Origin of the sequence: Brevibacterium sp. RIT 803 (genome assembly GCF_016892625.1) — a bacterium.
In the GTDB taxonomy this organism is placed as follows: Bacteria; Actinomycetota; Actinomycetes; order Actinomycetales; family Brevibacteriaceae; genus Brevibacterium.
Map to the genome: position 1 here is coordinate 419,735 of NZ_JAFEMW010000001.1, position 21,552 is coordinate 441,286.

The following is a 21,552-nucleotide window of genomic DNA, read 5'->3' on the forward strand; positions in this document are numbered from 1 at the left end:
ACGATGGCAGTCAGTGCGGAGCGGGGACCGTGCATGAGGGGTGGATCAGGATGCGGTGCCGTTGGAGGCGTAGACGCCAACCGTGAAGGCCGGGTCGATGCCAACGACGGAGCGGCCGCGATACCAGATCGTGTCGTCGTTGAACGAGCCATCCTCGACGGAAATCTCGCCACCGCCAACAGACTGGCCCTGATCGCGCTTCACGCGAATGTCGACGTCGGGATGTCCGGCGAGCTTCGTGCGAATCAGGGAAGGCAGGTCGGAGGCCTTGCCGTGGACGAGGGCCCAGCCGTCAGCGTTCGCCGATCCGAGTCGGCCACCGATGGTGCGGGACTCGAGTGGTGCGACGATGCCACGGTAGGGGTTGTCGACCTCGGTCTCCGTGACCTTGGATCCGTTGGTGACCTTCGTGACGATGCGGGCCGAGGTGAGAATGCGTGCAACTTCTCCACGCAGACCGGGGCCGTGCACCAGGACGAGGTCGGCGGTGTCGATGAGCTCCCCGCGGTGGTTCTCCTTGAGTGCGAGAGCCTTGATCGCGGCGTCGAGGGCTTCGGGGGTGAGCTTCTCAGTGCCGACAGTGCCGAAGAATCCGGAATCCCAACCACTGTCGCCGACGAGAGTGTCAGCGACGAGGTTGTTCTGGGACTTCACTGCACCGTTGCCGAGTGCCTTGGGGAAGTTCGCCATGGCGGAGAACTGGCGTGCGAGACGCAGCTCCCACGTCAGTCCGTAGTTGCGGCCGAACTTGCCGGTGCCGTGCGAGACTTCAGTCTCGTTGAGGGTTCCGCCCTTGTACTCTTCGCCCTGGTTGACGCGCTCGAACGGATCGGCGCCCCACAGGTCGACGAGCTTCTGGCGGCGGAAGTCCTCGACGGTGGTGTCGTGGAGGATTGGCTCGAACTCGAGCGGGGTGTCCTTGTAGGCCTTGAGTGCCTGCTTCTCGAAAGCATCACCGAGGAGGACAGGGAAGTCCGAGGTGGAGAATGCTTCGATGAGGACGGCCTGGGCGAGGTGGTTGCCGCTGTTGCGGCCCTGTGCAAACAGGGATGCGGCTTCGAAGACCTTCTCGTCCCGGCTCGGTGCCCGACGGAAGCCCTCCTTCATGAGGTCAATGGTTTCCATAGTGTTCTCCTAAGTCAGAGGGGGTTGTCAGGCGGCAGGAGGTGCGGGCTGGATCATGCCGAATGGAGCAACTTCAGCAGGACCGGTGCCGGTCGCCTTGGCGACGTTGGCGACACCAAACGCGGTTGCGCCTGCAGTGGCTGTGAGGGTGCCGTTCGCAGCGAGGTACACGACCTGGCCGACGGTGAGTGCACCGGCGACGTCGATCTTGTAGGAGCCGTTGAGCCACACAGTGACCTGCTCGCCTTCGGCGGCATCGGCGAGGACAACGCCACGGTAGGCACCGATTGCAGCGGGCTGTCCGGACGTGTAGTCCTTGTCAGCGACGACCGCGATGTGCTTGTTCTCTGGGTACAGCTGGTTCTTCGCCATGATCAGGCTCCTTCCAGGACGTTGATGATGTCCTCAGTGGTTCGGGGGGTCGACTCGGACGCGTTGGCGGGGCGGGATTCGCCGAGGCCGCGCACGGAGCCGGTTGCGCCGGGTGCGAAGGTGAGTTCGTCTGCGAAGGTCTTCGCTTCCTTGACGATCTGCTCGGCGTCCTTGTCGGATGCGGTGAAGGACTCGATGAGTGCGTCCTTCGTGGCGGGTGCGTCGATGTTCTCGAATGCTTCCTCGACGATGCCGGCGACTTCGTGGCGGCGGGCTTCTTTCGCGCCCTGAGCCTTGAGGCGCTTGATCTCGGCCTTGAGCTCACCGTTCTCGCGGCGAAGCTTCTCGACCTCAGTCTCGCTGCCGTTGCCGGAGCCGCTGTTGTCTCCGCCCTTGCTGAACGGGTTGGGCTTCTTGGGATCGGCTTCGTCGATCCGGCTGGTATCCGTGGTGTCAGCCATGGTGGCTGCCTCCTTTGTGTCGGTTTCCTGATTTCCAGTCCCAGCCGGAGCGGGGATGGTCTGTGATGGGCGGAAGATCTCCGCGATTTCATCGAGCGTGGATGGTCGTTCGGATTCGAGGAGGGATAGGACCCTTCCTCCACGTCCTGCTCGAGTCACAAAATCGACTGAGCGGGCTTCTGCGAGGCGAGTGATAACGCGACCGCCCTGGGCCTCTTCGACTTCGCCTGAGGCGCGTATGGAGACGCCCACGAACTCGTTCATGGATTCGATGACGGGGCGCCAGTGCTCGAAGATCTTCGCCTCAGCAACCAGGCCACCCACTTCGTCATCCCAGTGAGCGTCCTCGGTGAGTACGCCCGCGAGATCCTTGATGGACCCTTCGGGGCGTTCCCATTCCTGGCCGTCGGTAGCGTGGTCGATGAAGGAGAGCGTGCCTGCGCCAAAGACACGATCGGCTTCGGCCTGCTTGAGCACCTTCTCGCTGTACTCCCCCGAGCTGCCTTTGCCTGGGGTAATCAAGACGAGCTTCATATGCCCGGCCTTGGAACGGGTGAGGGTGCCGGACTCTGTGAGATGTACGGTCATGGGTTCGCCGCCTTTCGGAGGTCTGCGAGCGGTGTCGCTTGGTATGAGGGGCGCCAGTCTGGGTTGTCGACGCGCCGGGTCAGGTCGGAGAGGTTGATCTGCCCGTCCTGCAACATGCGATAACGGTCAGGACCGAGAGCGGCCACGGCGTCCTGTGGATTCGTCTGCATCCAGTCCTCAACTGATGGGGTGGGGTCCGGAGGCTCCTCAATGTTGGGGAATCCGAGGTCTGCCCAGGACCTTGTCTTGGGAATGAACGTGCAGCGCCCGTTCTGGTGATCGAATGGGCCCGGGGTATCGGGTGGGTACTCTGTGCCGTGCTTGCCAAGGCAGGAAGGGCACGTGCGAGAGCTGAGTTCCGCATGCCAGACGACAGCGGTCACGGATGGGTTGGCGCTGTTCTGTGCCCGATTCGCGGCTCGATGGCTGTCAAGCATTTCGGTGCGTGCGATACGCATTGCGCGAGTCAGTCCGCCGTTGAAGCTCGATCGCGTGCGCTTGAGCATTTCCCGCGCCGCCCGGTCTGGATGCCATCCGCTGGGGATAGCTCGGATCAGTGCGGACTTCATGGCGTCGATCGCATCGTCGGCCAGTGGCAGGGAGGATGCGTGGATTTGGCCGAGGGAGCTTTCGATGATGTGCTCCAACGCCGACTGGTCAACGCGAGTGAACGAGGGTAGGAGTTTTGAGTCAACTGGCGGCATCTGCGACTGGGCCACGCTCGTCGTCAGGTCTGCAGTGCGCTCGACGACCTCACGCACGGAGTCCTCAAGCAGGGGCCCGATCTCGGCAGCGAGTTCCTGCAGTCTCACCGACGTCATGGCCAGGGCCCGTTGGGTTCGAGAAAGTTGGGTGATCTGTGCCGGGGTCAGTGGCTCTCCGGCGGCTTTGCGTGCCAGGACGACAGCGATCGTGTCCTGCCACTCTTGTGCGATCTCCTGCCACGCCTGCGCCCACCGTGCAGTGAGCGCCCGCGTGGAGGAATCCACGTAGTCGTCGACGATGGCTCTGAGTTCGGAGGCCCGGCGTAGCGTGAGTTCATTGATTGCCACGCCGGCACCTCCCTATTGGTTGTTGTTGACCGCCGCTGCTGGGTCTTCGCCACGGTTGAACGCGTCGACCGCAACATCACCAGCGGAGATGTTCGGGTCGATGAAGTTCCCGTCGTCGTCAGTCCAGGTGTCGAGGATCTCGTCGACATCCCGCACGCCGAGGGCACGCAACAGGAGTCGCATGGTCTCCAAGGGTGGGAGCTTCTGCGTGGCGTCGGCGTCGACTATGGCCTTGACCATGGTGTCGACGGGGGTCTCGTCAATGTCGGGCCATGTGATCGTGAGTGTGCGATCGGACTCGCCCTGCAGGATCACTTCTTCCTGCTGGGTGAACTGGTCGACGACGGTGCCACCCTTGAGCGGTCCCTGTGGCGCAAGGACAGCCTGGTCGATGACGTGACCGAGGATCGCCCGGTACGTTTCCGTCCACACTTCACGGCGCCCATTCATCTCCAGGCGGGTCGGCTGGTCCAGGGTCTCAGCGACAGCGCGTGCACCCGTCTGGCCAGGGTCAGCGAGGAGTGTGGTGACGGGGAGGCCGAACGCGGCCGCGATCATCGTGGCCAAGGGGCGACCTGATTCGGCGTCAATGGTGGCACCGGACTTCGGGACCGACTCCAACTGCGTACCTGGGTCCATGGCGGCCACTCCCCCGGCACCCATGCCGTTGAGTGAGGACCGTGCCTGCTGGGCGGAGGACTTCTTGCCACTGATCTGCCACGCGATACGCGACAGGGACTTCATGAGCTTCGCCCAGTCCTCAAGGAACTCGCGATAAGCACGCGCCCAGGGCAGTGCGGCGTAAGCGTCACCGATGCCGAATTTCCCGATCGTGTTCACCTTCGTGTGATGAACAGGCGCGGACCAGTCGACAGGGTTACCGTCAATGACGGCCATCCGCCGTGTGGGTTTATGCGTCAGTGCCGGGTACCAGGTGGTCTTCTGCCTCGTTGTGACTTTCGCGGTGCGTTCCCCGATGGTGGACTCCACGTAGTCGCGGCGGTAGAACCATGGATCCGTTTTGTCTTCGGGGTTCATGAAGATGTCAGTGATCTCCATCGGGTCGAGTGTGCGGACCCGCGTAAAGCCTGTCTTGGGCGTGGTGAACAGCACCGCGTACACGTTGCCGTCGGTGCCGAGCTGCTTCTCAAGCTCTTCATGGGCTTGTGCGCCAGTGAAGGCTCGTCGGTTGCCGGGATCGTCCAGGAACTCCTGCACGACTGTGTTGACGTCCTGCGTGCCGGTCTCTTTGCCGTCTGGTGCGAGGATGCCGACGCCGGATCCGAACACGTAGCCGGCGCGGATCGTGAGGCCACGTTTCACAAGGGGATTCGCTATGGCCATGACTCGGCAGAGCTCGGCCGCACGTCGGCGACCCTCGGGCGTCATGTCCTGTGCTGTGGACTGTGCGATCTGTTCCCAGCCGCGATCCTCACGGTAAAGCTGCTCCATGCTGTGTGCGGCTTCTTCGAGGCGGAAGTGAGCTGTTTCGAGTTCGGCTTTGAGGTGGCTCATCTCTTGGTTGGTGGATTCGCGGAGGCTGGGGAGCCAGTCGAACATACCCATGTGGGCCTCCTATCAATATGGCGAAATTGACCAACTGTCGTCTTGCCACTCTTCGGCAATGAGGTTCGATTGGTCGACGAGGTCGTGCAGTAGCAGGTATGACACTGCTTGCGAGAGGCTGTCGATTGTGTCGTCATTAGCTGAGTTGGGGAATGCTTTTGCCTCACCGAGGATTTCGGCAACGTTCGGGAGTAGGGCAGCTTCAGGAAGAAGCACGTTCTGCGCGAACACGAAAGGGCTGATCGCGCTGGCTCGTGCCAGTTTGGATCCTTCGGGTTCGATCGGAATCAGCCCCGGTACCGTCTTAGCGAGGTGGGCCATGACGGCGGACCCGTTGGCCTTGTCTTCGACTATTTTCGCGTTGGCTTGCGGCCATTTCGCGGTCATAGCTTTGACTGCTTCGACTGTGGTGTTGAAGTTCAGGCGGTCACGGACCTGATCAAGTAGGTACGCGTTGATACCCACGCGCAACCACACTTGGCCGACAACAAAGTCTGAGCCTTTGGTGTCTTTAAAGGTCATGTCCCAGGATTGGATGAGCTCGTAACCGTTCTCGGCCAGACCGGGAATGGTTCGGGATCCGTCGGGTCGTTCGATCCACATAGGTTGCGAGTAGCGTGCCCAGTCTTCCTCGGGCGGGAACACTCCCCCGCTGTCCGGCGCGGGGCGCCCTTGGAAGAGTGCCGCGAACGTGCGGGGCCCGGATTCTTTCTCGCGCTGCTCCCATTGGAGTCGTGAGCGGCCGCGGGCGGAGATCATGTACTCGCCGATCTCGCGGCCAAGTACGTCTGTTTCGCCTTTCTCTGGGCGGTGGTCGGCGCGGGCGGGAATGTTGAGGAATCGCCAGCGTGAGTCTTCCTGTTTCAGGAGCCGTCCTGCGAGGTCGTCGTCGTGCCAGCGGGTGAGGATGACGACGACGGATGTACCGGGCGCGAGGCGGGCGACGACGACGTCGGTGTACCAGTCCCACACGTTTTCGCGGTAGGTGGCGCTGTCGGCTTCTTTGCGGTCTTTGATGGGGTCGTCGATGATGACGAGGTCGGCGGGTTGTCCTGAGCCGGAGCCGCCGACGGATGTGGAGTACACGCCACCGGGGTGACCTTGCAGTCGCCAATCTGAGACGGCACTGTTGCCTTCTGCGATTTCGAGGCCGAGGCTTGGGTGCTCACTGATGGCGTTGCGGATTGCGCGGCCGTTGCGTTCTGCGAGGCGCTGGGAGTAGGACGCGGAGAAGATCCGTGTGTCCTGGTTTTGGGTCAATGCCCAGATCGGGAAGTCTTTGGCTGCCCTGGTCGACTTGCCTTCCTGGGGTGGCATGCTGATGATGAGGCGCGCATCTGGAGTGTTGTAGCAGTCGGCGAGGGCCTGGTCGATAAGGTCGAGCGCTGGTGTTTGGATGGTGTTGGGGGTGATGACTCGAGCGATGTCGAGTGGTGATTCCCAGGTGGTGCCGGTTTGCGCTTCGAGTTTGTCTGCGAGCGCCGTCATCCAATCGACGCTCATGACAGCATCCTCCTACGATGGGAAAGTCCCGCGGCGCGAACTCACGCAATAGACTGTCGGAATGGTTGACGAGCGTTATGTCGAGGACTGCACGGACGAAGAGCTGATGGAATCAGTGGTGCGACCGGCCGTCGAGCGAATCTTTAAACCTGGTGAGATCGACGATGCTCGCTTGGCGCCAGGTTCCATCGAACCTCGTGACTTGGTTTATCGCATTTCTGTCGGAGACGAGGAGTTCGAGCCTCGCGTTCGTCTCCACCAGTTCAACCAGACTGTCGAGTTTGTCGCTCAGCAGTTTTTTGACGATCTTCAGGACTATGTCGCTGAGTCTTCGTTCGCGTGGGGTGAGCTTCGGGGCGAATAAGCAATATCCTGTCAGAGGACACGGCGCACCTCCATGAAGTTGACCCGGTTTTGAGGCGAGTACCGGCAACTCGAACCACGGCGAGGCAGCGAGCCCGGTGCTGTGGTTGGTTTGATGCCCCTCGGAGCCTTCGATAGATGGTCGCGGCTGCAACGAGGGGCGGGGAACGCATTGCACGGGTAGAAAAGTGACGAAACACCCCGTGAATGCGAAAGATGGACTGGTGCCCGTAGACACTTCGACCCATCTACCGCATAGCTAATCCCCTAACTGGCTTTTTGTCCAGAGCGACACCCCGAGTGTTGGACGCGGGTGAGAACTTCTTCGAACCGGAACAGCAACGGGGCTTTAGGGCCTGGCCCTTTCCGGCCGACAGGGTGGAGTCCCTCGTATTCGCCGAGGGTACCGGTGGCCCGGTTCCTGTTGTCGACTTCGAGCAGCTTGAGGATCTGTTTCGCACTGATCTTGATGCCGTGGACTTGGGTGAGGACGAGGGCGCATTCCTTGGCGGTGAGGTCGACGTCCGCGATGCCTGCCTTGAGCCGGTCCTGCCCCTGCTTCGGCGTGTAGAGCTGTCCGTCGACAATGACACTAACTTGGTCGTGGCGGGCGTAGACGGCGCGGTCGTTGTGCCAGCCGCAGAAGCGTCGGTCATCGATATGCCGGTTGAGTTCTTGGTGGATGTCAGCGATAGCGTCTTCGACTTCAGCGATGAAGTCCTCGAACGCTGGGTGTCTGAACATCCAGTCGGCGTACCCGTAGATCCAGGCGGCGATGGCTGTGGTGTCATCTTTGCCGGTGTAGGCGTGGAGGCCCTCTTCGGCGATGAGTAGAGCCCAGGAGACGAGGGTCTGTTTCAGGTTGTCGCGGGCGATGACCATTGTGTCGGTCATTGGGGCTTTGGGTGCGTGTGATCCTCCCCCGCCTTCGGATCCGCCGTATGAGGCTACTGGTGCGGATGGTTCGATGGTTTCGTAGAGGTCGCTGATCTGGTCGCAGAGGCTACGGATCTTCTCCGCTGGGGTGGGTTCAGGCATGTGGCCTCCATTCGGCTGCTGGGGTGACGTGGAGGCTCCCGGTGGTGAGTGTGATGGTGAACATGTAGATCGGGCCGATGCAGATCATGGGTGCTTCGCCGAACATCATCTGTTCTTCAACCACTTCGCGTTCGTACCGGATGCCGGAGACTTTGATTCCGGAGTGGAGTCGTCGGTCTTCTCGCACATCCACCTCGGTGCCGACGGTGGACAGCGGCATGGTGTCGATTGGCAGCCACGGGTTATCGGTCATGGCTGCCCCTTGATGGTCCTGGTCATGCACTCTGAGCAGACCTCGCCGTCGTCGCCCGAGTACCACCCGAGGGGTTGCCCGGTGATGACTTGCAGGGGGTTGTAATCGTAGGCGTCGTTGATGGTGCGTTCCCGTCCGCACATTCCGCATGTAGGTGTCATGGTCGTCCTGCTTTCTGCATGTCGTTGACGAGTTGCTCGTACGTGTTGGCGATGAGTTCCGCGGCGGCCACCCAGGTCATCGCACCCGTACCGGCGGTGTTCTCGGCCTGGTGGATGCCGTCGTCGTAGATCGAGGCGGCGTGGCTTTTGATGGTCATCCCGTCGGGTGTGGTGCCTGCCGCGTGGTGTTCGACTGCGAGTAGCCCGGCGGCGCGGCGGATGCGTTCGCGTTGGGCTTGGACTTGCTGGATCGTCACTTGGGGCCTCCCCCGACGTTGCGGAGGATCTTCGGGATCTCGGCGGCCGCGGTCTGCATCTGCTCGGGTGTCGCCTTGATGGCGGTGAGCAACGATGTGAGGACGGTTTCGAACTGGGCGCCGGTCTGTTCGGCAATTCTGACTTGCCGTTCGTCGACGCCGGCTTTCAATGTTTCAGTGGCGTACCGGGCGAGCTGGTCCTGAGCTTTGTGCAGGAGCGTGTACACGACGTGCTGTCGGGCCTCCTGAACGGTCTCAGACTTTCCGCCCATGGGGTTGTCTTCCTCGGACTCCTTCGTCTTCCCCCACCACAGTTCACCGTCGGTCTCGAGGAGTTCCACCTGGTGCCGGAGCCATTCGGCTTCGCCGGCCTTCGATGCGACCAGGTCCAGAAGTGCTTGTGCGGGGTCGAGGTCAGTGTGGGGTGTGCCGAGGCGGCGTGCGACTCGAATGAGCTTCTCCTGCTCGAGGTTGCGGGTAGCGGCAGTCTTGGCGCGCTTGCTGGATCCTCCGTGCACCCGGCAGACGGTGAGTCCGTGCACGGGGTATGAGTTGCACTGCCGTTGGGTGGACTTGCTGAACCCTTGGCACTTGGCCGGATCCCACCCGCTGCGATCGATATCTTTACGCTTCACCATCAGAGCCCTGCCACTTCGGTGGTGACGTAGATGGTTGCACCGTTAGGCACCGAGTGCTGATGCTCCCCAATAGTGAGGGTGCTGGTGTCGTTGGCGGCGTTGAGGGTGATGGTGTGGAGGATGCCGCGTGAGCAGCGCCCGAGGGCTGCGAGCGTCGGGAGGGTGACTGTCTTCCCGATGGCGTCGGCGGTGAGGTGGCGAACTATCATGCACGGAGCATGCGACCGGACACGGGAAAGTTGCTAGAGACGACACGCGGTGTCGTCCAATTTCCACTCTAAGCGTGCGCTGCTACGCCAGACCCTCGGCCGACAATCGGCGAGGCGAGAGCCAACAGGATCCCCGCACCGGCCATCACGCCGCCGGTTGCCACGTTCCGTTTCGCGTCAGCTCGGCATTCGACGATTCCGTCCGGCAACTTCAGGCCGTTTGCTTCGGTAATCCGCATGGCGTTGAGGCCGGACGGACAGGCCCACATACCTTCATCATCAATGTAGGGTCCGTGCCACCCCATTTGGACGAAGAATCCACCAGCAATTAGGCCAACTGATGCGACCCCCAGCAGTGTGAATATAAGCCATTTGCGCTGTCTCTTGACGATAACGGTCAGATACCAGATCGCAATGGCTGCTCCTACTGCGAACCAGCCGAGCATCACCCACTCCACCCACTGAGCATCTCCCATGTGGTAGAGCTCAACCGATTCGTCAGTGGCCTGGATGAGCAATTGTGCGGGGTGTCCATTGGTCACAATGATTCTCCTTTAGGCCCTTCCAGATCGGTCTTACAGTCAATATGCCACACTGGCCCCTATGGTTCCTGGCACCGTGAACGAGTTATCCGATCATGATCGGATGATCCTCGATTTGGAGAAGACTGCGTCGTCTGCCGCAGCCCGTGAAGCGTTGTGCCGGCGCATCGATCTACCGCCTGAGAAGTACACCGTTGTACTCCAGGGGCTGGTGGATACGGACGCGGCGTACAGTTACGCTCCGGATGTTGTGGAACGGGTCAGGCAGTTGCGGGCGGAAGGGTTCGCGTTTGAGCGACGGCAAGGACGCTGGAAGAACCGCGATGCATGGTGACTCTGTCGCCACGTAGAAGAAGGGATCTCGATCTGTTGAATCGAGATCCCTTCTTCTACGGTCGGTCACTGCACGGCCCACGGCCGCGAGGGGTAGCTGAACTATGCGTTCGACTCAGCTGTCCTATGCTGTGCTGCCGAGATGATTGCGCTTATCCAGGTAGTAAGCGACGGTTTCCCAGACAGCGAACACCAAGACTCCGCCAATCAGTAGGAGTAGTGGGAGAGGCAATAGGAATTGTTTCTCAGCCCCGCCGAGCGCCCAGAGTACCGCAGCTGCGAGGGCCACGATTCCGGAGTTAATTAGGAACCATTTGACTCGCCGAGCCTTGATCTCTGACACAGTCGAATCCGCGGTCAATTCGTCACTTACACGCATTTGATCTCCTTCAGTGCTCCGTCGGCGGTACCTGTGACTCTAAGTGTCTTTCCACCTTTGCAAAGTCCATCATCCTCGAGGAACGACGCGATAGAGCTAAGCGCGGTCGTGCCAAGGAATTTCGTGACGAGCTTCCCTTTCAGGAAAACGCCGAGAGCCGAGAAGGCGGCTTTACCGACCTTCTTGATCTTCTTCTGATCTGACTGATTGAAGTAGATTATCGGCTCTCCCTTGCTGTTCATCTTGCCACTCAGTTGAGGCGATAGCCCAGACTGTGGTTTCGGGACTGTGATTGAAATTCCTTCACCGAGGTCGAACTCAGTCGCGACTTGGCCATCGATCTTGACGTCCTTCGAGGGGAGGTCAGATGCCTTGAGTTCGTCGTAGAACTCCTGGTGGCTCGTCTGCTGAGTTTCAACGCTCACGGAGTTGTTGGTACCCGAGTCTGTTGGCGTAGCTGAGGCTGCACCGCCGGCGCCGAGGGTGAGAGAGAGGGCTAATGCGGCAGCGACACCAACGTTCGTTGCTTTGGGGATTCTCATAGCGTGTCAACTTTCTTTCGGGGAATATGACGTCAGTCACGCTACCGACGGGTATTGAACTCTGCAACTGATTTTCCAGACAACGCCAGATGTTTCAATAGTGCAAACATCCCGTGTCTTCGTATCATCCGCTCAGGCTCAACCAGCACGACGGCTACCCCAATTCGGACCACAGTAACTATCGCGAGCGTGTAACAAAACTGATGACGTACTGTCATAGTCGGATATCGACTCTGTCTTTAGGGGACAGAACGATTCGACTCCTCGCCACGGAAGCCCACCAGCTCCGGCCCAGCTTCCCCGATGGCGCGAAGCCCCATCGGTATCCCCGCTCGAGCGCTGCGTTGCTCCCCCGATCGCACGTATCGTCCGCAGTCGAGCAGCCAGCGCCGGTGTGCGAAGCCCCACCAGTTGCGGTTCGTGCCGGTTGTTGTGGAACGGGTCAGGCAGCTGCGGGCAGAAAGGTTCGCGTTCGAACGACACCAGGGCCATTGGAAGAAATACAGCAACTTCAGGCTATAGTCGGACACGGCTGCTGAGGTTAGATCGGCGCGGATTCGTCGTATCCGTCTTCGTCGTCGATCTCCACGATGATGCCCTGTTCGGCGACATCCCCGTCGTCGGCCTCTCGGATCACAGTCGCGGTCGGCGCCGACACTTCGTTCCCGTCGGCTTCGGTGTATGTCGCAGTGTCAATGAGTTGTTCGCTCCAGTCCGGCTCGGGCACTTCCACACCAGGCTGCGTCTCATTCGTCGTCATTGCGTCCTCCTCAATTCGTACCGAAGCGAGTCGTTCTCATCCTGCAGATCGAGAATGATTCCGATGCTAGCGAGGTTTGCCCCCATGTCAACCAGCTCTCGCACCCTTAGCAATCGCGCAATGTCTCCTCGGTTGTACCGACGAGTGCCCCCATTCGTACGGGATGGTGCGACGAGCCCCCGTGACTCGTACTGGCGTAGCGTCTGCACTCCCATGCCTGTCATTTCCGCGACCACAGAGATAGAGAAGGTACGTCCGCGGGACGCACCAACCACAGCGAAGAACTCTTCCAAAAGTTTTCCTCCCATAGTCTTGACGAAGTGTCTTCTATCGGCTAAATATATGTGCATCAGATGATATAGATCATACCATCTGGAAAGTTTTCACTATCGAGTCAAGGAGGTTTCAGCAATGATCATGATGCGCACAGACCCATTCCGAGAAGTCGAACGCCTGAGCAGAGAAATCTTCGGAGCCACCGGCACAACTGCCCGTCCCGTAATGATGCCCATGGACGCCTGGCGCGACGGCGACACCTTCCGCGTCGAACTCGACTTACCAGGAATCGATCCTGACAACATCGACCTCGACGTTGAGAACAACGTCGTCACCGTCAAAGCCGAACGGCCTGCCCCCGACCATGGGGAGTCTTCAGTCGCTGCTGAGCGGCCCCGCGGAACTTTCAGCCGTCAGCTTGTCCTCGGCGACAACCTCGATACAAGCAATATCACGGCGGACTATGACGCCGGCGTGCTCACACTCAGTATTCCCGTCGCGGAGTCAGCGAAGCCTCGCAAGATCGCTATCAACTCGGGTTCTGCTGAACCGGCAGCCATCAGCGCATAGCGATCGCGGGCGGTGTGTTGTCATGCAGAACACGTATGCGCCAGATGACCAGCTGGGTATCGATGCTGCGTTCTGGGCGATCGTCCTCGGCGACCGCGAACTGCGTGACCTAGACACAAGTCATCACGCGAACAGGGAGCTACGGGTCATGATTCGCTGCGGGTGCCGGGTCTTCAGGCGTCCCGACCCGTGGCGCCAATTCAGGTCGCCTAGTACCTCAGGATGCCAGGTTGCCGCTCGCCGAGTTATCGCTTGTCAGCGTTCTCCTCCCCGATTTAAGGACGCTGACACCACGTTCGAAAGGAGGTGAAGCCTTTCTGCGTCTAGGTTGATCTATGCAGCCGTGTGGTCGCGCCCGCCATTCTTCCTAACTGTGTGCTCGACGCATGATGCGCGGCAGTGACGCCACAATGACGGTGAAAACGATGCGGGCCCGCACACGGCCTCCCCTTCTGGCCCCGGGTTAATCCCCGGGGCCAGAACATGTTCTGTTGAGACACGAGAAGCGAGGAGAACTTGATTATTAGCCTTTTGGAGAAACTGTTGATTGTCTGGCCCTGGCACGCTCGAGCACTTATCGTCAAAGCCATCTCATCCCGCCATCGTCCATCGGTGGGCGAGCAGCCAATGCCGCTTGACCGTCTCAGGACCCCGTAAGCAACGCGTTGACCAGTTCGCGGGAAGTCTCATCGTCGGCTTCTATGCCGACGGTGTCGTGTAGGTATGCCTGAACGCGTTCGACACTCTCGTCGCTTTTGAGTTTGCTTCGTTGCCATCGCGCACCGTCAACGAATGCTTCCCGTTTGTGTTCACGCAATGCATCCAACGAGTATGAATAACCAAACACGTCGAATTCCGGCTCTGGGTAACTGTGACCAGCCATTGTTGCTGCTTCTTCCTCCCAGATCATCATCTATTCCACCTGCCTTCTATTCCGTTCTCGCTGTGTAAGTAGTCAGATTTATACCCTCGATTGATCCGTAGATCCAATTCATCGATTCCTAGAGGATCGAGCCTGCGTCATTGATAGCAATGGGTGAGTTGTGGACCGTGTCCCGCAGTTCGTCACTCATCGGGTACTCCCATCCACGGGCAGTGGCTTTGTTCGCTGTGTGCCTTGTAGTTCCAGCATTCGTTCGCGTCGTGGTCGTTGATCTTGTGGCCGCAGGTGGTGCAGGTGCGGTCGTGCACGTCACTCATCGTTTCCCCCAGAGGCAGGTCACAGGCACAGCTCCTGGTGCATCCTGCGGGGCAACGTGCCAGGTCTCCCAATCGTCACGGCTCACGACCCACAGATGAGCGACGTCGTCTGCGGTCCAGTCCGACCAGTCCAGCCAGTCAAGTTCCGATGTGCCGCACTTTTGGTCCCACTCAGTTACGAGCTTCGCGAACGTCGCTTTGTCCTGGTGGCCCGGTCCGGTGATGTTGCAGTTCTCGGCTTCCACGAACGGGAGCCAGGTGGTGTCATCCCACCATGCCGACATGGCCTCGGCGGCCTTGTCGAGTTCGATGTATTTGCTCGGTATCGTTTTCATGGTCGTAGCTTCCTTCTATCCACGAGACTTTTAGAAGTCTCGACACGCGGTCCGTGAGGGGCAATTTCGACCCCAACGTTTGCTGAGGTTGGTGTGTGAGGTTCGGTCCCGGGTTTGTCGGTGTTTGAGGTTCCGCCCGAAGCTCTGTGTGCCTCGCTGAGCCGTTTGCGTGTCGCCCATGACTCCACGTGTGGTTCAAGGACGATTGCGGCCACGACGGCTGCAGGGACGAGTGCAGCGGTGACGATGAGGACGATCATGAGGTTCTCCTGTTCTGGTAACGGAGTTCTGGCGGGCAAGGCACGCGCTGCGGGTTCGATTCGAGCTGGACACGGTTCAAGCCGATGCGCCGATCGCGGAGCCTCTTGGCAGCGGCGAGAACGTCACCCGGCCTGGCGTTCCGGACGCCCTCCACCGAGTAGTAGCGTTCGATGGCGTTGCGCCACTCGGCTTCCGTGATCGTGGGGTTCTCGCTGACTTGGAATGCCCACGCTGTGATCTCGTCCGCTGTGAACTCGCGACCATCGTGGCCGGCAATGTAGCGCAGAAGTGTCGCGGCTAGGCTCCGAGCTGTCTTGGCCATTCTTCATTCCCTTCCTCCTCAGCTTGGACCTGAGCCCAGAGCGCGAGATTGTTGTCGTGTTTCATCTGTCCGAATGTGCGGGGTGAGTCCCGCTCCGATGGTCGACTGCCTGGTCGTGGCGCGAACTTGGGTGCGTTGTTCAACCACGTATGGAATCCGCGAGACCAGTCAACAAATGTCTTCCCATTCGCGATCGCGTGGTCTCGGAACTTCTCAGTCTCAGCATGGAGATCGACTCCGAGTTCGGCTGCCTTTGCTTCGTGCGATTCGTTGGGCGCCCAGTCGTCGGGGATCCGAGTCTTGCGGCTGGTGGGCTTTGGTTGCGGGTTGTCCCCTGGGGGACTTACAGGGGGTTTATTACTTAACTCTGTCTCTGACTCTGTCTCTATCTCTGCTACGTTTTTGCTAAGCAAATTGCTTGACACTTTGCTAGGCGTTTTGCTTGGCGCGGGCTTAGCATTTTGCTTCTTCGCCCTGCCGCCTTTCCTCCCCGCCTCCGCCCTGACCTGGCGTTTTGCTTCAATCTCCTGTTTTGTCTCCTGCATATCCTCGAATCCGTGGAGCAGGTAGTCACCACTGTCGAGCTCGAGCAGCGATGGCGCTTCGGTATCGTTTGCTTGCAGTTCGCTAAGCGCTTGCTGTGGCCACCGCTTAGCAATTTGCTTAGCAATTTGCCCGTCGGTCATGTATTTGCGTGAGTACAGGATCATTTCGACGTGAGCGCGGAATGCCTCGTCGGACAAGACTGCGATCTTCGGGTGGTCGGCGTAGTCGAGCGAGAGCCGTGCGAACAGACCTTCGCGTCGTGCCATTCCTATTCCCTCCCTGGTCGTGGTGGCAGCAGCCCGAGCGCTTCGAGAACTTCACGTGCTTCGTCGACGGGCAGCCATGATTCGACGACCTCGGTGGCCTTGTGGCGTTCGGCAGGTGTGTTGCGGAGTTTCTCGAGCGCTATGGTGCCGAGGTTGGTGCCGGCAGGGTTCGCGTAACCGATGCTGTTCGTCATGCTGCCTGCGCTCCCTTGACTGCGGTGATGTAGGTGTTGAGCTTGTCCGGTCGGAGACCGCTCCAGTGCTCTTCTGTTCCGTCGGGGTAGGTGACGCAGACGACGGGGGCTTGCTTGTGGCCGAGCGCTTTGACTGCCCTGTATGCGTCGAGGTCGGTGCCGAGGTCCACTGTCTGGTACGGGATACCTTCGCGGTTGAGAACGGCTTTCGTGAGCCTGCATCCGGAGCAATTGGGCGACTCGTAGATGGTGATTGCCATGGTGGGGTCTCCTTAGAATGGGACGTACTGGTCGATGAACTTGAGATGGATGCGGTACCGGTCCTTCACTGGCGCTTTGAGGCCGCGGCGGTAGTCGGGTCCGATGACGTGCCGGCTGTCGTCGTCGGGCCATGCACCAGCGTCTGTCAGGCCGTCGAGGGCAGCTTTGACCGCTAGCGATGCGTTCCCTGGATCTGCGCGGCCTCCGGTTCGGAATCCGATTTCAGCGACGACGAGCACGGGTGTTGGCAGGACGAGTTTCTGCTGCTTCGCGAGGTAGTGGGCGAGCTGGCGGATATGCTTCTTCCGCTTCGCCAGTGCCGCCCAGTACAGTCGATCGTTGTCGCTGATCCAATACGCCTTATGGATGTCGATGATGAGCTCTGTCATGCCGCGACTCTGAGCTGATTCGGACGACGGCACTGTGCAACGAACGTTTTGCCACGCGCCGTCTGCGAGTAGGCAAAGACATCCGCCCCAGTGACGGTCTCGCCCAGGTGGGTGGGTTCAGGTTCCTGCCCTACGCCAGCTTCGAACAGGATCGCGTCGGCAAGTTTGCGGGTGATGTTCACAGCTTCGGCGTTCATGGCTCTGTGCAGGGTGCGGGGTGTGACATTGAGTCGGCGGGCTAGCTCACCATGCGGGTATTTGCCGCGGAGGTCACCGAGCATCTGCCGGTACGGTGCGACCGGGGTGTATCGGGAACTGAGCGTCATTTCCTTCTCCATTACTTTCGCGCTGCCTTGAGGATCTTCTTGATCTGCGCGTCCGTGCATCCGCACTGTTTGGCTTCGAGGATCACGCCGAGCAGATCGTTCTTGTATGTGGTGTTGGGTTCGTCGTCGCGGAGGCGCAGACCGAAGTGCTGCTGGGCGCCGATCCGGAATAGGTAGATCTTCTGGTTCTCGCACTTGCCTGTCTCGGATGCACCGAATGCCCACCCGTTCGAGCCTTCGATATGCAGGTCCAGTGGATACGAGCCTTTTCCTGTCCATGACCACCCGCAGAACGGGCATGTAGTCGGATCTCCGTCACTGCCGAGCACGTCGAAGATGCTGAGCTGGCCGGCAGTCACGCCGCGTCCCTTCGTCGTTCTCGTTCGTATTCGCGACGGTGCTTGAGTCGGTGGACGTCGCGGTCGTCGTCGCAGTGTTCGGACCTGGTGATGATGGGTGATCCGCAGTCGGCACAGATTTTGCCGGGATCGAGATCAGCTCGCTGATGGCCGCTGAGTCCACCGCGGATACCGAACCTATCGCGGGCAGGCGTGCCGCGCTCCTCTTCGAGGGCGACGGTGAGGCAGCGTGCGCGGATTGGGCAGTCCCAGCAGAGTTTCACTGCCATGGCGCCCTGGTCGGGGCCGAGGGGGAAGAACATGCTGTCCGCCACCTCGGCACCGATTTGAGCGCACACTGCGCCTTCCCAGTCGTCGCCGTAGCGTTCAGAATGGCGGTTCGGCACTGCCTGCTCCTGGGTTTTGACCCCATCCGTTCGACCGCTGGGCCTGCTGCTGGTTGCCCCAATTGCCGCCCTGCTGCTGGCTCTGCTGGCCACTGAACCCACCGCCGCCAGCCTGGATCTTCGTGACCACGGCAGTCGCACGCTTGAGACTCGGGCCAATCTCGTCGACGTCGAGTTCCGTCACGGTGCGCTTCTCCCCCTCCTTCGTCTCAAACGATCGAGACTTGAGGCGGCCCTGCGCGACAACGCTTGTGCCACGCTGTAGGGATTCCGCGATGTTCTCGCCCAGCTTCTTCCATGCCGAGCACCGGAGGAACAGGGTCTCACCGTCTTTGAACTCGTTGGACCGTCGATCGAACTGGCGCGGTGTGGAAGCTATGGTGAAGTTCGCGACCGCGGCACCGTTCGGGGTGAACCGGAGTTCCGGATCCGCCGTGAGATTTCCAACGACTGTGATGATTGTTTCGCCTGCCATTACGCTGCGTCTCCCTTGATTTCTCCGTTGGCGTCCACGAGTTCCCCGTCAACGACTTCTTCTGTATGCTGGTTCTTCTCATTCGCGGCAAGGATCGATCCCGCCGAGTTCATCTGGTCCGCGATCTCCTGCGTCAACTCACCGGCGGCACTGCATGCCCGATAGAGTTCGCGAACATCTTCCGACGTCGCGCACTGGTCGAGCTCCGCCAACCAATCCCGCCCACTCCCCTGCTGCTTCGCGGCCACCGGCTTGTTTGCCTGCTCCCGTTGCTTGGAGGTTCGGGCCCTCGGCATGGGTGCCGCGTTCGCGGCGACATTGACGGGATTGCCGTCCTGATCGACGACAGCACCGAGTTCGTCCGGGGTGTACGAGATGCCCATGAGCGCTTCGGGGCAGGCTTCGCGAGCAACCTCGGTGATGGCGCGGGCCTTGAGCATCGCGATCGGATACTTCTTCCAGTTGTCCTTGTTCGTCGACCCGGCACGCTTCGCGTCGTCCATCGTCCAGGTGACCTCGAACGTGTAGTCCGGATCGTCGTTGCGGATGATCTGTGCTGTCGCAGCCATTGCTTCCCGGTCGACGCGGATACGGAGGACGTGGCCGGCGCGTCGAACGAGTCCACCGATGAGGTTCGCTGAGGCCGACGGTTTACCTTCGATGACGTGTACTTCGTTGATCGCCTGGATCGGCGGAATGGACAGGGACTGCCCTAGTTCCATGGCGAGGAGCACGTTTGCGGGGTTTCGTTGGTACTGCTTCGGCAGGAGTGATGCCTGGGCAAGTAGTTCTGCGTACTGCTGTTTTTCGCCGATGGTCATGGCCGCAGCAGGGTTGGTGATTGCGAGTTCGGTAGACATCAGGCTGCTTCTTTCGTTTCGATGATGGACAGGCGGCGCGTGGGTGCGCCCTGCTTGGTGTATTCGTCCTCGATGGTTTTGAGATTCTGCTTGGTGGGTTCGAGACCACGGTCGGCGGCGATCTTCTCGAGCACTGCGGTCTTGTCGAATGAGCGACGGCCAGCGACTTGCTGCCAACGTGCGACGGGATGGCCTGCGAGGGTGAGGTACTCGTGGTCGCCGATGACTGCTTTCAGCCGGGTTTCGATCGCGGTGCGGGACTCCTTGAATTCCTTCTCGGCCTCCTTGATCTCGGCAAGTTTCATGAGGTCGTCCTCCACAAGTTCCGGCAAGGGCGCCTCAGCACAGGACTCAGGGTCGAGCACATGCGGGTACCGGCTACTGAGCTCTTCCGACGTGACAGACGACAGGTCCACCGGTGGCGGAGTGTTTGCTTCAACGTAGGTCCAGAACTCGGCTGCGGTCGCCTGGATCTCGGCGATCAGCGTCTCGTCCCTCTCGACGGGTCCGACGATGTACGGGGTCCGGTCGACGAGAGCAATGAACCACAGGTGCGAGCGGCCCGTCACCGCCAGGTACGTCTGACCCTGCACGTAGGCGTTGTCGGGGATTTCTCCGGCTTTCCAGTCCTTCGCCTTGTCCGTGTAGATGCCGGTGGTCTTGATCTCGAGGACTCCCCCGTCGGCGGTGAACCGATCGGGATTAGCCAGGAGGAACAGGTGCGTCTTCGACTGGTACGTCCCGACGTTGCGTGTGCCGATACCGGTGTCCGCGGTGAAGCGTGCAGCCAACAGTGGTTCGACTTCCTGACCGAACCAGAAGATGTCCTTCTCTTCCTCCACGGGATCGTCGGTACTGGTTTTGTCTTGCCAGATCTCGAACGGCGTGGAGAAGTTGGAGGCACCGGTGATCTCTGCCATGTCGGATCCGCCGAGGCCGATGCGGCGGGTTTTCAGCCAGTCATCGCGCCCTGCGTCAGCGGGGAGGATGAGTTTGCCGTGTGGGGCTTTCCAGTTGCTTGTCATTTCTGTGTCCTTTTCGGGAGGGCGAGACTCAGGACGAATCCGCCGATGATGAGAGTTGGTGCGCCGACGACAAATCCGCCGTTGACGGTGCCGGCTGAGGCGCCGACTAGGGCGAGGCCGGTGATCGCGAGGATCAGGCCGAGGGTGAAGCGTGCGAGGTTCATGCCGCACCTCGATCCAGGGGGAAGGCGGCGCCGCGGTCTCGGTAGTGTGACTGCTCGAGAACTGCGTCCTCGACGTCGTTGAGGAACTGCGCCCCAGCACCGTCGGCGAGGACTCCGATGACCTGCTTGCCCTTGATGGTGGTGAACTCGACGTGGAGTTCCCCGTTGATGTGATTCACGGTCGCGGTCTTGGCGTTGAAGTGCATCATGCTGCGACCCCGTTCGTTTCGTGGCGGTCGAGCCAAGCGTCGACTGCAGCCTGGCGTGTGCCGCGAGCTCGGGGCCGCCATGAGGTGCCAACCTCGATCCATGCGGGGATCCGGTCGCCGCCATCGCCGCGGTCGAGGGCACGATCCGCTTGGAGCTGGTCGACGCTGATGCCGATCTGGTCAGCGACTTCCTTGTCAGTCAGTAGTGCGGCCATGGTCTTGTCCTTCCTGTGAGTTGCGGTGCTGGTCGCGTTCAAGTTCGTATTGGGCCCAGCCGACGGCGGTGATCATTCCGAGGGCGACGGCGGCCATGACGGTCACGGCTGTGGCGACGATGACTTCCTCGGTCATGGGTGGACCCTCACTTCCGTGAGTGCCGCATTGACGCGGGATTCCCAGGTGCGCTGGTGGAGCTCGTCGAGGTGCTTCTCGTGCTCGGTGCGCTCGTCATGGCACTGGTTGCACCATGTGAGGTGGTCTGTGATGACCGACTGAACTGTCTGCCCCTCTGCGATGGGGATACAGTCACCACAGTCGAATGCGACGGCGTTCATGCGGCCGCCCTCCCCTGCTCGGTGGCCCGCCAGATCAGGTTCCGGTTTGAGTGCCGGGACGGCCGGTTCGGCTTCACAAATCCGATTGGTTCAATGAGGCCCTTCCGTGATGCGGCGCCGATGATGGCGGGCAGAAGGTTCGGGCGTTTGAACATGGCCCGAGCAACTAGATCGCTGGCTTCGAGTTCTTCACGGACTCCATCGGCTGAGAACTGCTGGCCTGTCTCAATGAAGCGCAGGAGCGTGGCCCGGATGATTTTGCCGGCGTTGGCTTCGACGGAATCGTTGACCATGACGATGTGCTGCCCGGTCTGACGGAGTTCATCGCCGGTTGGGCTGATATTCTGGTTCATGTTGTTGGTCCTTTCTGGATCGTTAGCCCTCGGTGTTGCCGCACCGGGGGTCTTTTCTTTGTCCTGGTTCATGTCGGCC

The 21,552-nt window shown here is 60.5% G+C and carries 39 protein-coding genes; 3 read left to right on the plus strand and 36 right to left on the minus strand.

Going from position 1 to position 21,552, the window contains the following annotated elements:
- Nucleotides 1–45: 45 nt before the first annotated feature.
- From JTF07_RS01895 to terL, 6 genes are read right to left on the minus strand one after another with little or no spacing between them, the layout of a single operon-like run.
- Nucleotides 46–1,125, minus strand: coding sequence for a phage major capsid protein (locus JTF07_RS01895; RefSeq protein ID WP_204232634.1), 1,080 nt, complete (start codon nt 1,123–1,125; stop codon nt 46–48).
- A 27-nt stretch (nt 1,126–1,152) separates the two neighbouring features.
- On the minus strand, nt 1,153–1,497 hold the full coding sequence (locus JTF07_RS01900) for a DUF2190 family protein (protein WP_204232635.1): 345 nt from the start codon (nt 1,495–1,497) through the stop codon (nt 1,153–1,155).
- 2 nt (nt 1,498–1,499) lie between these two features.
- Nucleotides 1,500–2,546, minus strand: coding sequence for a hypothetical protein (locus JTF07_RS01905; RefSeq protein ID WP_204232636.1), 1,047 nt, complete (start codon nt 2,544–2,546; stop codon nt 1,500–1,502).
- A complete protein-coding gene (locus tag JTF07_RS20755) occupies nt 2,543–3,598 on the minus strand; it encodes a phage minor head protein (protein WP_204232637.1) in 1,056 nt (351 codons plus the stop codon). Before JTF07_RS20755 ends, JTF07_RS01905 begins: the two co-directional genes overlap by 4 nt.
- A gap of 12 nt (nt 3,599–3,610) precedes the next feature.
- Nucleotides 3,611–5,164 (minus strand): hypothetical protein, encoded by a 1,554-nt coding sequence (locus tag JTF07_RS01915; RefSeq protein WP_204232638.1) that lies wholly within the window; start codon nt 5,162–5,164, stop codon nt 3,611–3,613.
- A gap of 12 nt (nt 5,165–5,176) precedes the next feature.
- The gene (gene terL, locus JTF07_RS01920; protein WP_252199226.1) at nt 5,177–6,667 is read right to left on the minus strand and encodes a phage terminase large subunit; all 1,491 of its coding nucleotides are present in this window, start codon (nt 6,665–6,667) and stop codon (nt 5,177–5,179) included.
- Nucleotides 6,668–6,728: 61 nt separating this feature from the next.
- Between terL and JTF07_RS01925 the strand changes: the two genes are divergently transcribed.
- Nucleotides 6,729–7,031 (plus strand): hypothetical protein, encoded by a 303-nt coding sequence (locus tag JTF07_RS01925; RefSeq protein ID WP_204232639.1) that lies wholly within the window; start codon nt 6,729–6,731, stop codon nt 7,029–7,031.
- A 266-nt stretch (nt 7,032–7,297) separates the two neighbouring features.
- On the opposite strand, the gene JTF07_RS01930 is transcribed toward JTF07_RS01925, so the two are convergent.
- The 7 genes from JTF07_RS01930 to JTF07_RS01960 form a co-directional block, all read right to left on the minus strand.
- Nucleotides 7,298–8,068: a hypothetical protein gene (locus JTF07_RS01930; RefSeq protein WP_204232640.1), complete on the minus strand. Its 771-nt coding sequence runs from the start codon at nt 8,066–8,068 to the stop codon at nt 7,298–7,300.
- The gene (locus JTF07_RS01935) at nt 8,061–8,321 is read right to left on the minus strand and encodes a hypothetical protein (RefSeq protein WP_204232641.1); all 261 of its coding nucleotides are present in this window, start codon (nt 8,319–8,321) and stop codon (nt 8,061–8,063) included. The genes JTF07_RS01930 and JTF07_RS01935 overlap by 8 nt, the downstream gene beginning before the upstream one ends.
- Nucleotides 8,318–8,482 carry a hypothetical protein gene (locus tag JTF07_RS01940; protein WP_204232642.1) on the minus strand — a complete coding sequence of 55 codons (165 nt, stop codon included), beginning with the start codon at nt 8,480–8,482 and terminating at the stop codon, nt 8,318–8,320. The genes JTF07_RS01935 and JTF07_RS01940 overlap by 4 nt, the downstream gene beginning before the upstream one ends.
- Nucleotides 8,479–8,739 carry a hypothetical protein gene (locus JTF07_RS01945; protein WP_204232643.1) on the minus strand — a complete coding sequence of 87 codons (261 nt, stop codon included), beginning with the start codon at nt 8,737–8,739 and terminating at the stop codon, nt 8,479–8,481. Before JTF07_RS01945 ends, JTF07_RS01940 begins: the two co-directional genes overlap by 4 nt.
- A complete protein-coding gene (locus JTF07_RS01950; RefSeq protein ID WP_204232644.1) occupies nt 8,736–9,377 on the minus strand; it encodes a hypothetical protein in 642 nt (213 codons plus the stop codon). Before JTF07_RS01950 ends, JTF07_RS01945 begins: the two co-directional genes overlap by 4 nt.
- Nucleotides 9,377–9,586, minus strand: a complete 210-nt coding sequence (locus JTF07_RS01955; protein WP_204232645.1) for a hypothetical protein — start codon at nt 9,584–9,586, stop codon at nt 9,377–9,379. Before JTF07_RS01955 ends, JTF07_RS01950 begins: the two co-directional genes overlap by 1 nt.
- A 68-nt stretch (nt 9,587–9,654) precedes the next feature.
- Nucleotides 9,655–10,128 carry a hypothetical protein gene (locus tag JTF07_RS01960; protein WP_204232646.1) on the minus strand — a complete coding sequence of 158 codons (474 nt, stop codon included), beginning with the start codon at nt 10,126–10,128 and terminating at the stop codon, nt 9,655–9,657.
- Nucleotides 10,129–10,189: 61 nt separating this feature from the next.
- On the opposite strand from JTF07_RS01960, the gene JTF07_RS01965 reads away from it, so the two are divergent.
- Entirely contained in the window at nt 10,190–10,462 is a 273-nt protein-coding gene (locus tag JTF07_RS01965) for a DUF3263 domain-containing protein (protein WP_204232647.1), read from the plus strand.
- A gap of 368 nt (nt 10,463–10,830) precedes the next feature.
- On the opposite strand, the gene JTF07_RS01970 is transcribed toward JTF07_RS01965, so the two are convergent.
- The 3 genes from JTF07_RS01970 to JTF07_RS01980 all read right to left on the minus strand — a co-directional run bounded on the left by JTF07_RS01970 (nt 10,831) and on the right by JTF07_RS01980 (nt 12,492).
- On the minus strand, nt 10,831–11,382 hold the full coding sequence (locus tag JTF07_RS01970) for a hypothetical protein (protein ID WP_204232648.1): 552 nt from the start codon (nt 11,380–11,382) through the stop codon (nt 10,831–10,833).
- Between the two features lie 541 nt (nt 11,383–11,923).
- The gene (locus JTF07_RS01975; protein ID WP_204232649.1) at nt 11,924–12,142 is read right to left on the minus strand and encodes an Rv3202a family protein; all 219 of its coding nucleotides are present in this window, start codon (nt 12,140–12,142) and stop codon (nt 11,924–11,926) included.
- Complete coding sequence (locus JTF07_RS01980; protein WP_353843847.1) at nt 12,139–12,492, minus strand: MerR family transcriptional regulator; 354 nt, start codon at nt 12,490–12,492, stop codon at nt 12,139–12,141. The genes JTF07_RS01975 and JTF07_RS01980 overlap by 4 nt, the downstream gene beginning before the upstream one ends.
- Nucleotides 12,493–12,556: 64 nt before the next feature.
- On the opposite strand from JTF07_RS01980, the gene JTF07_RS01985 reads away from it, so the two are divergent.
- The gene (locus JTF07_RS01985) at nt 12,557–12,988 is read left to right on the plus strand and encodes an Hsp20/alpha crystallin family protein (RefSeq protein ID WP_143924251.1); all 432 of its coding nucleotides are present in this window, start codon (nt 12,557–12,559) and stop codon (nt 12,986–12,988) included.
- A gap of 643 nt (nt 12,989–13,631) precedes the next feature.
- On the opposite strand, the gene JTF07_RS01990 is transcribed toward JTF07_RS01985, so the two are convergent.
- The 20 genes from JTF07_RS01990 to JTF07_RS02080 all read right to left on the minus strand — a co-directional run bounded on the left by JTF07_RS01990 (nt 13,632) and on the right by JTF07_RS02080 (nt 21,473).
- Nucleotides 13,632–13,901 carry a hypothetical protein gene (locus tag JTF07_RS01990; RefSeq protein ID WP_204232650.1) on the minus strand — a complete coding sequence of 90 codons (270 nt, stop codon included), beginning with the start codon at nt 13,899–13,901 and terminating at the stop codon, nt 13,632–13,634.
- Between the two features lie 152 nt (nt 13,902–14,053).
- The gene (locus JTF07_RS20560) at nt 14,054–14,188 is read right to left on the minus strand and encodes a hypothetical protein (protein ID WP_286672893.1); all 135 of its coding nucleotides are present in this window, start codon (nt 14,186–14,188) and stop codon (nt 14,054–14,056) included.
- Nucleotides 14,185–14,523: a hypothetical protein gene (locus JTF07_RS01995; protein WP_204232651.1), complete on the minus strand. Its 339-nt coding sequence runs from the start codon at nt 14,521–14,523 to the stop codon at nt 14,185–14,187. Before JTF07_RS01995 ends, JTF07_RS20560 begins: the two co-directional genes overlap by 4 nt.
- A gap of 256 nt (nt 14,524–14,779) precedes the next feature.
- The gene (locus tag JTF07_RS02000) at nt 14,780–15,106 is read right to left on the minus strand and encodes a hypothetical protein (protein ID WP_204232652.1); all 327 of its coding nucleotides are present in this window, start codon (nt 15,104–15,106) and stop codon (nt 14,780–14,782) included.
- Nucleotides 15,082–15,918 carry a hypothetical protein gene (locus tag JTF07_RS02005; RefSeq protein WP_204232653.1) on the minus strand — a complete coding sequence of 279 codons (837 nt, stop codon included), beginning with the start codon at nt 15,916–15,918 and terminating at the stop codon, nt 15,082–15,084. The genes JTF07_RS02000 and JTF07_RS02005 overlap by 25 nt, the downstream gene beginning before the upstream one ends.
- A 2-nt stretch (nt 15,919–15,920) precedes the next feature.
- On the minus strand, nt 15,921–16,112 hold the full coding sequence (locus JTF07_RS02010; RefSeq protein WP_204232654.1) for a hypothetical protein: 192 nt from the start codon (nt 16,110–16,112) through the stop codon (nt 15,921–15,923).
- Nucleotides 16,109–16,372: a glutaredoxin domain-containing protein gene (locus JTF07_RS02015; RefSeq protein ID WP_204232655.1), complete on the minus strand. Its 264-nt coding sequence runs from the start codon at nt 16,370–16,372 to the stop codon at nt 16,109–16,111. Before JTF07_RS02015 ends, JTF07_RS02010 begins: the two co-directional genes overlap by 4 nt.
- A 12-nt stretch (nt 16,373–16,384) precedes the next feature.
- On the minus strand, nt 16,385–16,762 hold the full coding sequence (locus JTF07_RS02020) for a RusA family crossover junction endodeoxyribonuclease (protein ID WP_204232656.1): 378 nt from the start codon (nt 16,760–16,762) through the stop codon (nt 16,385–16,387).
- Complete coding sequence (locus JTF07_RS02025) at nt 16,759–17,088, minus strand: hypothetical protein (protein ID WP_204232657.1); 330 nt, start codon at nt 17,086–17,088, stop codon at nt 16,759–16,761. Before JTF07_RS02025 ends, JTF07_RS02020 begins: the two co-directional genes overlap by 4 nt.
- 11 nt (nt 17,089–17,099) lie before the next feature.
- A complete protein-coding gene (locus JTF07_RS02030; RefSeq protein WP_204232658.1) occupies nt 17,100–17,447 on the minus strand; it encodes a hypothetical protein in 348 nt (115 codons plus the stop codon).
- Nucleotides 17,444–17,833 carry a WhiB family transcriptional regulator gene (locus JTF07_RS02035; RefSeq protein WP_204232659.1) on the minus strand — a complete coding sequence of 130 codons (390 nt, stop codon included), beginning with the start codon at nt 17,831–17,833 and terminating at the stop codon, nt 17,444–17,446. Before JTF07_RS02035 ends, JTF07_RS02030 begins: the two co-directional genes overlap by 4 nt.
- Nucleotides 17,814–18,308, minus strand: a complete 495-nt coding sequence (locus JTF07_RS02040) for a single-stranded DNA-binding protein (RefSeq protein WP_204232660.1) — start codon at nt 18,306–18,308, stop codon at nt 17,814–17,816. Before JTF07_RS02040 ends, JTF07_RS02035 begins: the two co-directional genes overlap by 20 nt.
- Nucleotides 18,308–19,168, minus strand: coding sequence for a recombinase RecT (locus tag JTF07_RS02045; protein ID WP_204232661.1), 861 nt, complete (start codon nt 19,166–19,168; stop codon nt 18,308–18,310). Before JTF07_RS02045 ends, JTF07_RS02040 begins: the two co-directional genes overlap by 1 nt.
- Nucleotides 19,168–20,193, minus strand: a complete 1,026-nt coding sequence (locus JTF07_RS02050; protein WP_204232662.1) for a YqaJ viral recombinase family nuclease — start codon at nt 20,191–20,193, stop codon at nt 19,168–19,170. The genes JTF07_RS02045 and JTF07_RS02050 overlap by 1 nt, the downstream gene beginning before the upstream one ends.
- On the minus strand, nt 20,190–20,357 hold the full coding sequence (locus tag JTF07_RS02055) for a hypothetical protein (RefSeq protein ID WP_204232663.1): 168 nt from the start codon (nt 20,355–20,357) through the stop codon (nt 20,190–20,192). Before JTF07_RS02055 ends, JTF07_RS02050 begins: the two co-directional genes overlap by 4 nt.
- Nucleotides 20,354–20,566: a hypothetical protein gene (locus tag JTF07_RS02060; protein WP_204232664.1), complete on the minus strand. Its 213-nt coding sequence runs from the start codon at nt 20,564–20,566 to the stop codon at nt 20,354–20,356. The genes JTF07_RS02055 and JTF07_RS02060 overlap by 4 nt, the downstream gene beginning before the upstream one ends.
- Nucleotides 20,563–20,781 carry a hypothetical protein gene (locus tag JTF07_RS02065; RefSeq protein ID WP_143924227.1) on the minus strand — a complete coding sequence of 73 codons (219 nt, stop codon included), beginning with the start codon at nt 20,779–20,781 and terminating at the stop codon, nt 20,563–20,565. The genes JTF07_RS02060 and JTF07_RS02065 overlap by 4 nt, the downstream gene beginning before the upstream one ends.
- Nucleotides 20,762–20,917, minus strand: a complete 156-nt coding sequence (locus JTF07_RS02070; protein WP_204232665.1) for a hypothetical protein — start codon at nt 20,915–20,917, stop codon at nt 20,762–20,764. Before JTF07_RS02070 ends, JTF07_RS02065 begins: the two co-directional genes overlap by 20 nt.
- The gene (locus tag JTF07_RS02075; protein WP_204232666.1) at nt 20,914–21,120 is read right to left on the minus strand and encodes a hypothetical protein; all 207 of its coding nucleotides are present in this window, start codon (nt 21,118–21,120) and stop codon (nt 20,914–20,916) included. Before JTF07_RS02075 ends, JTF07_RS02070 begins: the two co-directional genes overlap by 4 nt.
- On the minus strand, nt 21,117–21,473 hold the full coding sequence (locus JTF07_RS02080) for a hypothetical protein (protein WP_204232667.1): 357 nt from the start codon (nt 21,471–21,473) through the stop codon (nt 21,117–21,119). The genes JTF07_RS02075 and JTF07_RS02080 overlap by 4 nt, the downstream gene beginning before the upstream one ends.
- Between the last annotated feature and the right edge of the window lie 79 nt (nt 21,474–21,552).

What these genes read in the sequence shown, in the direction of transcription:
- JTF07_RS01895 (WP_204232634.1), bottom strand. Translation starts at nt 1,125, where the DNA reads ATGGAAACCATTGACCTCATGAAGGAGGGCTTCCGTCGGGCACCGAGC.
- JTF07_RS01900 (WP_204232635.1), bottom strand. Translation starts at nt 1,497, where the DNA reads ATGGCGAAGAACCAGCTGTACCCAGAGAACAAGCACATCGCGGTCGTC.
- JTF07_RS01905 (WP_204232636.1), bottom strand. Translation starts at nt 2,546, where the DNA reads ATGACCGTACATCTCACAGAGTCCGGCACCCTCACCCGTTCCAAGGCC.
- JTF07_RS01915 (WP_204232638.1), bottom strand. Translation starts at nt 5,164, where the DNA reads ATGGGTATGTTCGACTGGCTCCCCAGCCTCCGCGAATCCACCAACCAA.
- terL (WP_252199226.1), bottom strand. Translation starts at nt 6,667, where the DNA reads ATGAGCGTCGATTGGATGACGGCGCTCGCAGACAAACTCGAAGCGCAA.
- JTF07_RS01925 (WP_204232639.1), top strand. Translation starts at nt 6,729, where the DNA reads ATGGTTGACGAGCGTTATGTCGAGGACTGCACGGACGAAGAGCTGATG.
- JTF07_RS01930 (WP_204232640.1), bottom strand. Translation starts at nt 8,068, where the DNA reads ATGCCTGAACCCACCCCAGCGGAGAAGATCCGTAGCCTCTGCGACCAG.
- JTF07_RS01935 (WP_204232641.1), bottom strand. Translation starts at nt 8,321, where the DNA reads ATGACCGATAACCCGTGGCTGCCAATCGACACCATGCCGCTGTCCACC.
- JTF07_RS01940 (WP_204232642.1), bottom strand. Translation starts at nt 8,482, where the DNA reads ATGACACCTACATGCGGAATGTGCGGACGGGAACGCACCATCAACGAC.
- JTF07_RS01950 (WP_204232644.1), bottom strand. Translation starts at nt 9,377, where the DNA reads ATGGTGAAGCGTAAAGATATCGATCGCAGCGGGTGGGATCCGGCCAAG.
- JTF07_RS01955 (WP_204232645.1), bottom strand. Translation starts at nt 9,586, where the DNA reads ATGATAGTTCGCCACCTCACCGCCGACGCCATCGGGAAGACAGTCACC.
- JTF07_RS01965 (WP_204232647.1), top strand. Translation starts at nt 10,190, where the DNA reads ATGGTTCCTGGCACCGTGAACGAGTTATCCGATCATGATCGGATGATC.
- JTF07_RS01970 (WP_204232648.1), bottom strand. Translation starts at nt 11,382, where the DNA reads ATGAGAATCCCCAAAGCAACGAACGTTGGTGTCGCTGCCGCATTAGCC.
- JTF07_RS01975 (WP_204232649.1), bottom strand. Translation starts at nt 12,142, where the DNA reads ATGACGACGAATGAGACGCAGCCTGGTGTGGAAGTGCCCGAGCCGGAC.
- JTF07_RS01980 (WP_353843847.1), bottom strand. Translation starts at nt 12,492, where the DNA reads ATGCACATATATTTAGCCGATAGAAGACACTTCGTCAAGACTATGGGA.
- JTF07_RS01990 (WP_204232650.1), bottom strand. Translation starts at nt 13,901, where the DNA reads ATGATGATCTGGGAGGAAGAAGCAGCAACAATGGCTGGTCACAGTTAC.
- JTF07_RS20560 (WP_286672893.1), bottom strand. Translation starts at nt 14,188, where the DNA reads ATGAGTGACGTGCACGACCGCACCTGCACCACCTGCGGCCACAAGATC.
- JTF07_RS01995 (WP_204232651.1), bottom strand. Translation starts at nt 14,523, where the DNA reads ATGAAAACGATACCGAGCAAATACATCGAACTCGACAAGGCCGCCGAG.
- JTF07_RS02000 (WP_204232652.1), bottom strand. Translation starts at nt 15,106, where the DNA reads ATGGCCAAGACAGCTCGGAGCCTAGCCGCGACACTTCTGCGCTACATT.
- JTF07_RS02005 (WP_204232653.1), bottom strand. Translation starts at nt 15,918, where the DNA reads ATGGCACGACGCGAAGGTCTGTTCGCACGGCTCTCGCTCGACTACGCC.
- JTF07_RS02010 (WP_204232654.1), bottom strand. Translation starts at nt 16,112, where the DNA reads ATGACGAACAGCATCGGTTACGCGAACCCTGCCGGCACCAACCTCGGC.
- JTF07_RS02015 (WP_204232655.1), bottom strand. Translation starts at nt 16,372, where the DNA reads ATGGCAATCACCATCTACGAGTCGCCCAATTGCTCCGGATGCAGGCTC.
- JTF07_RS02020 (WP_204232656.1), bottom strand. Translation starts at nt 16,762, where the DNA reads ATGACAGAGCTCATCATCGACATCCATAAGGCGTATTGGATCAGCGAC.
- JTF07_RS02025 (WP_204232657.1), bottom strand. Translation starts at nt 17,088, where the DNA reads ATGACGCTCAGTTCCCGATACACCCCGGTCGCACCGTACCGGCAGATG.
- JTF07_RS02040 (WP_204232660.1), bottom strand. Translation starts at nt 18,308, where the DNA reads ATGGCAGGCGAAACAATCATCACAGTCGTTGGAAATCTCACGGCGGAT.
- JTF07_RS02045 (WP_204232661.1), bottom strand. Translation starts at nt 19,168, where the DNA reads ATGTCTACCGAACTCGCAATCACCAACCCTGCTGCGGCCATGACCATC.
- JTF07_RS02050 (WP_204232662.1), bottom strand. Translation starts at nt 20,193, where the DNA reads ATGACAAGCAACTGGAAAGCCCCACACGGCAAACTCATCCTCCCCGCT.
- JTF07_RS02055 (WP_204232663.1), bottom strand. Translation starts at nt 20,357, where the DNA reads ATGAACCTCGCACGCTTCACCCTCGGCCTGATCCTCGCGATCACCGGC.
- JTF07_RS02060 (WP_204232664.1), bottom strand. Translation starts at nt 20,566, where the DNA reads ATGATGCACTTCAACGCCAAGACCGCGACCGTGAATCACATCAACGGG.
- JTF07_RS02065 (WP_143924227.1), bottom strand. Translation starts at nt 20,781, where the DNA reads ATGGCCGCACTACTGACTGACAAGGAAGTCGCTGACCAGATCGGCATC.
- JTF07_RS02070 (WP_204232665.1), bottom strand. Translation starts at nt 20,917, where the DNA reads ATGACCGAGGAAGTCATCGTCGCCACAGCCGTGACCGTCATGGCCGCC.
- JTF07_RS02075 (WP_204232666.1), bottom strand. Translation starts at nt 21,120, where the DNA reads ATGAACGCCGTCGCATTCGACTGTGGTGACTGTATCCCCATCGCAGAG.
- JTF07_RS02080 (WP_204232667.1), bottom strand. Translation starts at nt 21,473, where the DNA reads ATGAACCAGAATATCAGCCCAACCGGCGATGAACTCCGTCAGACCGGG.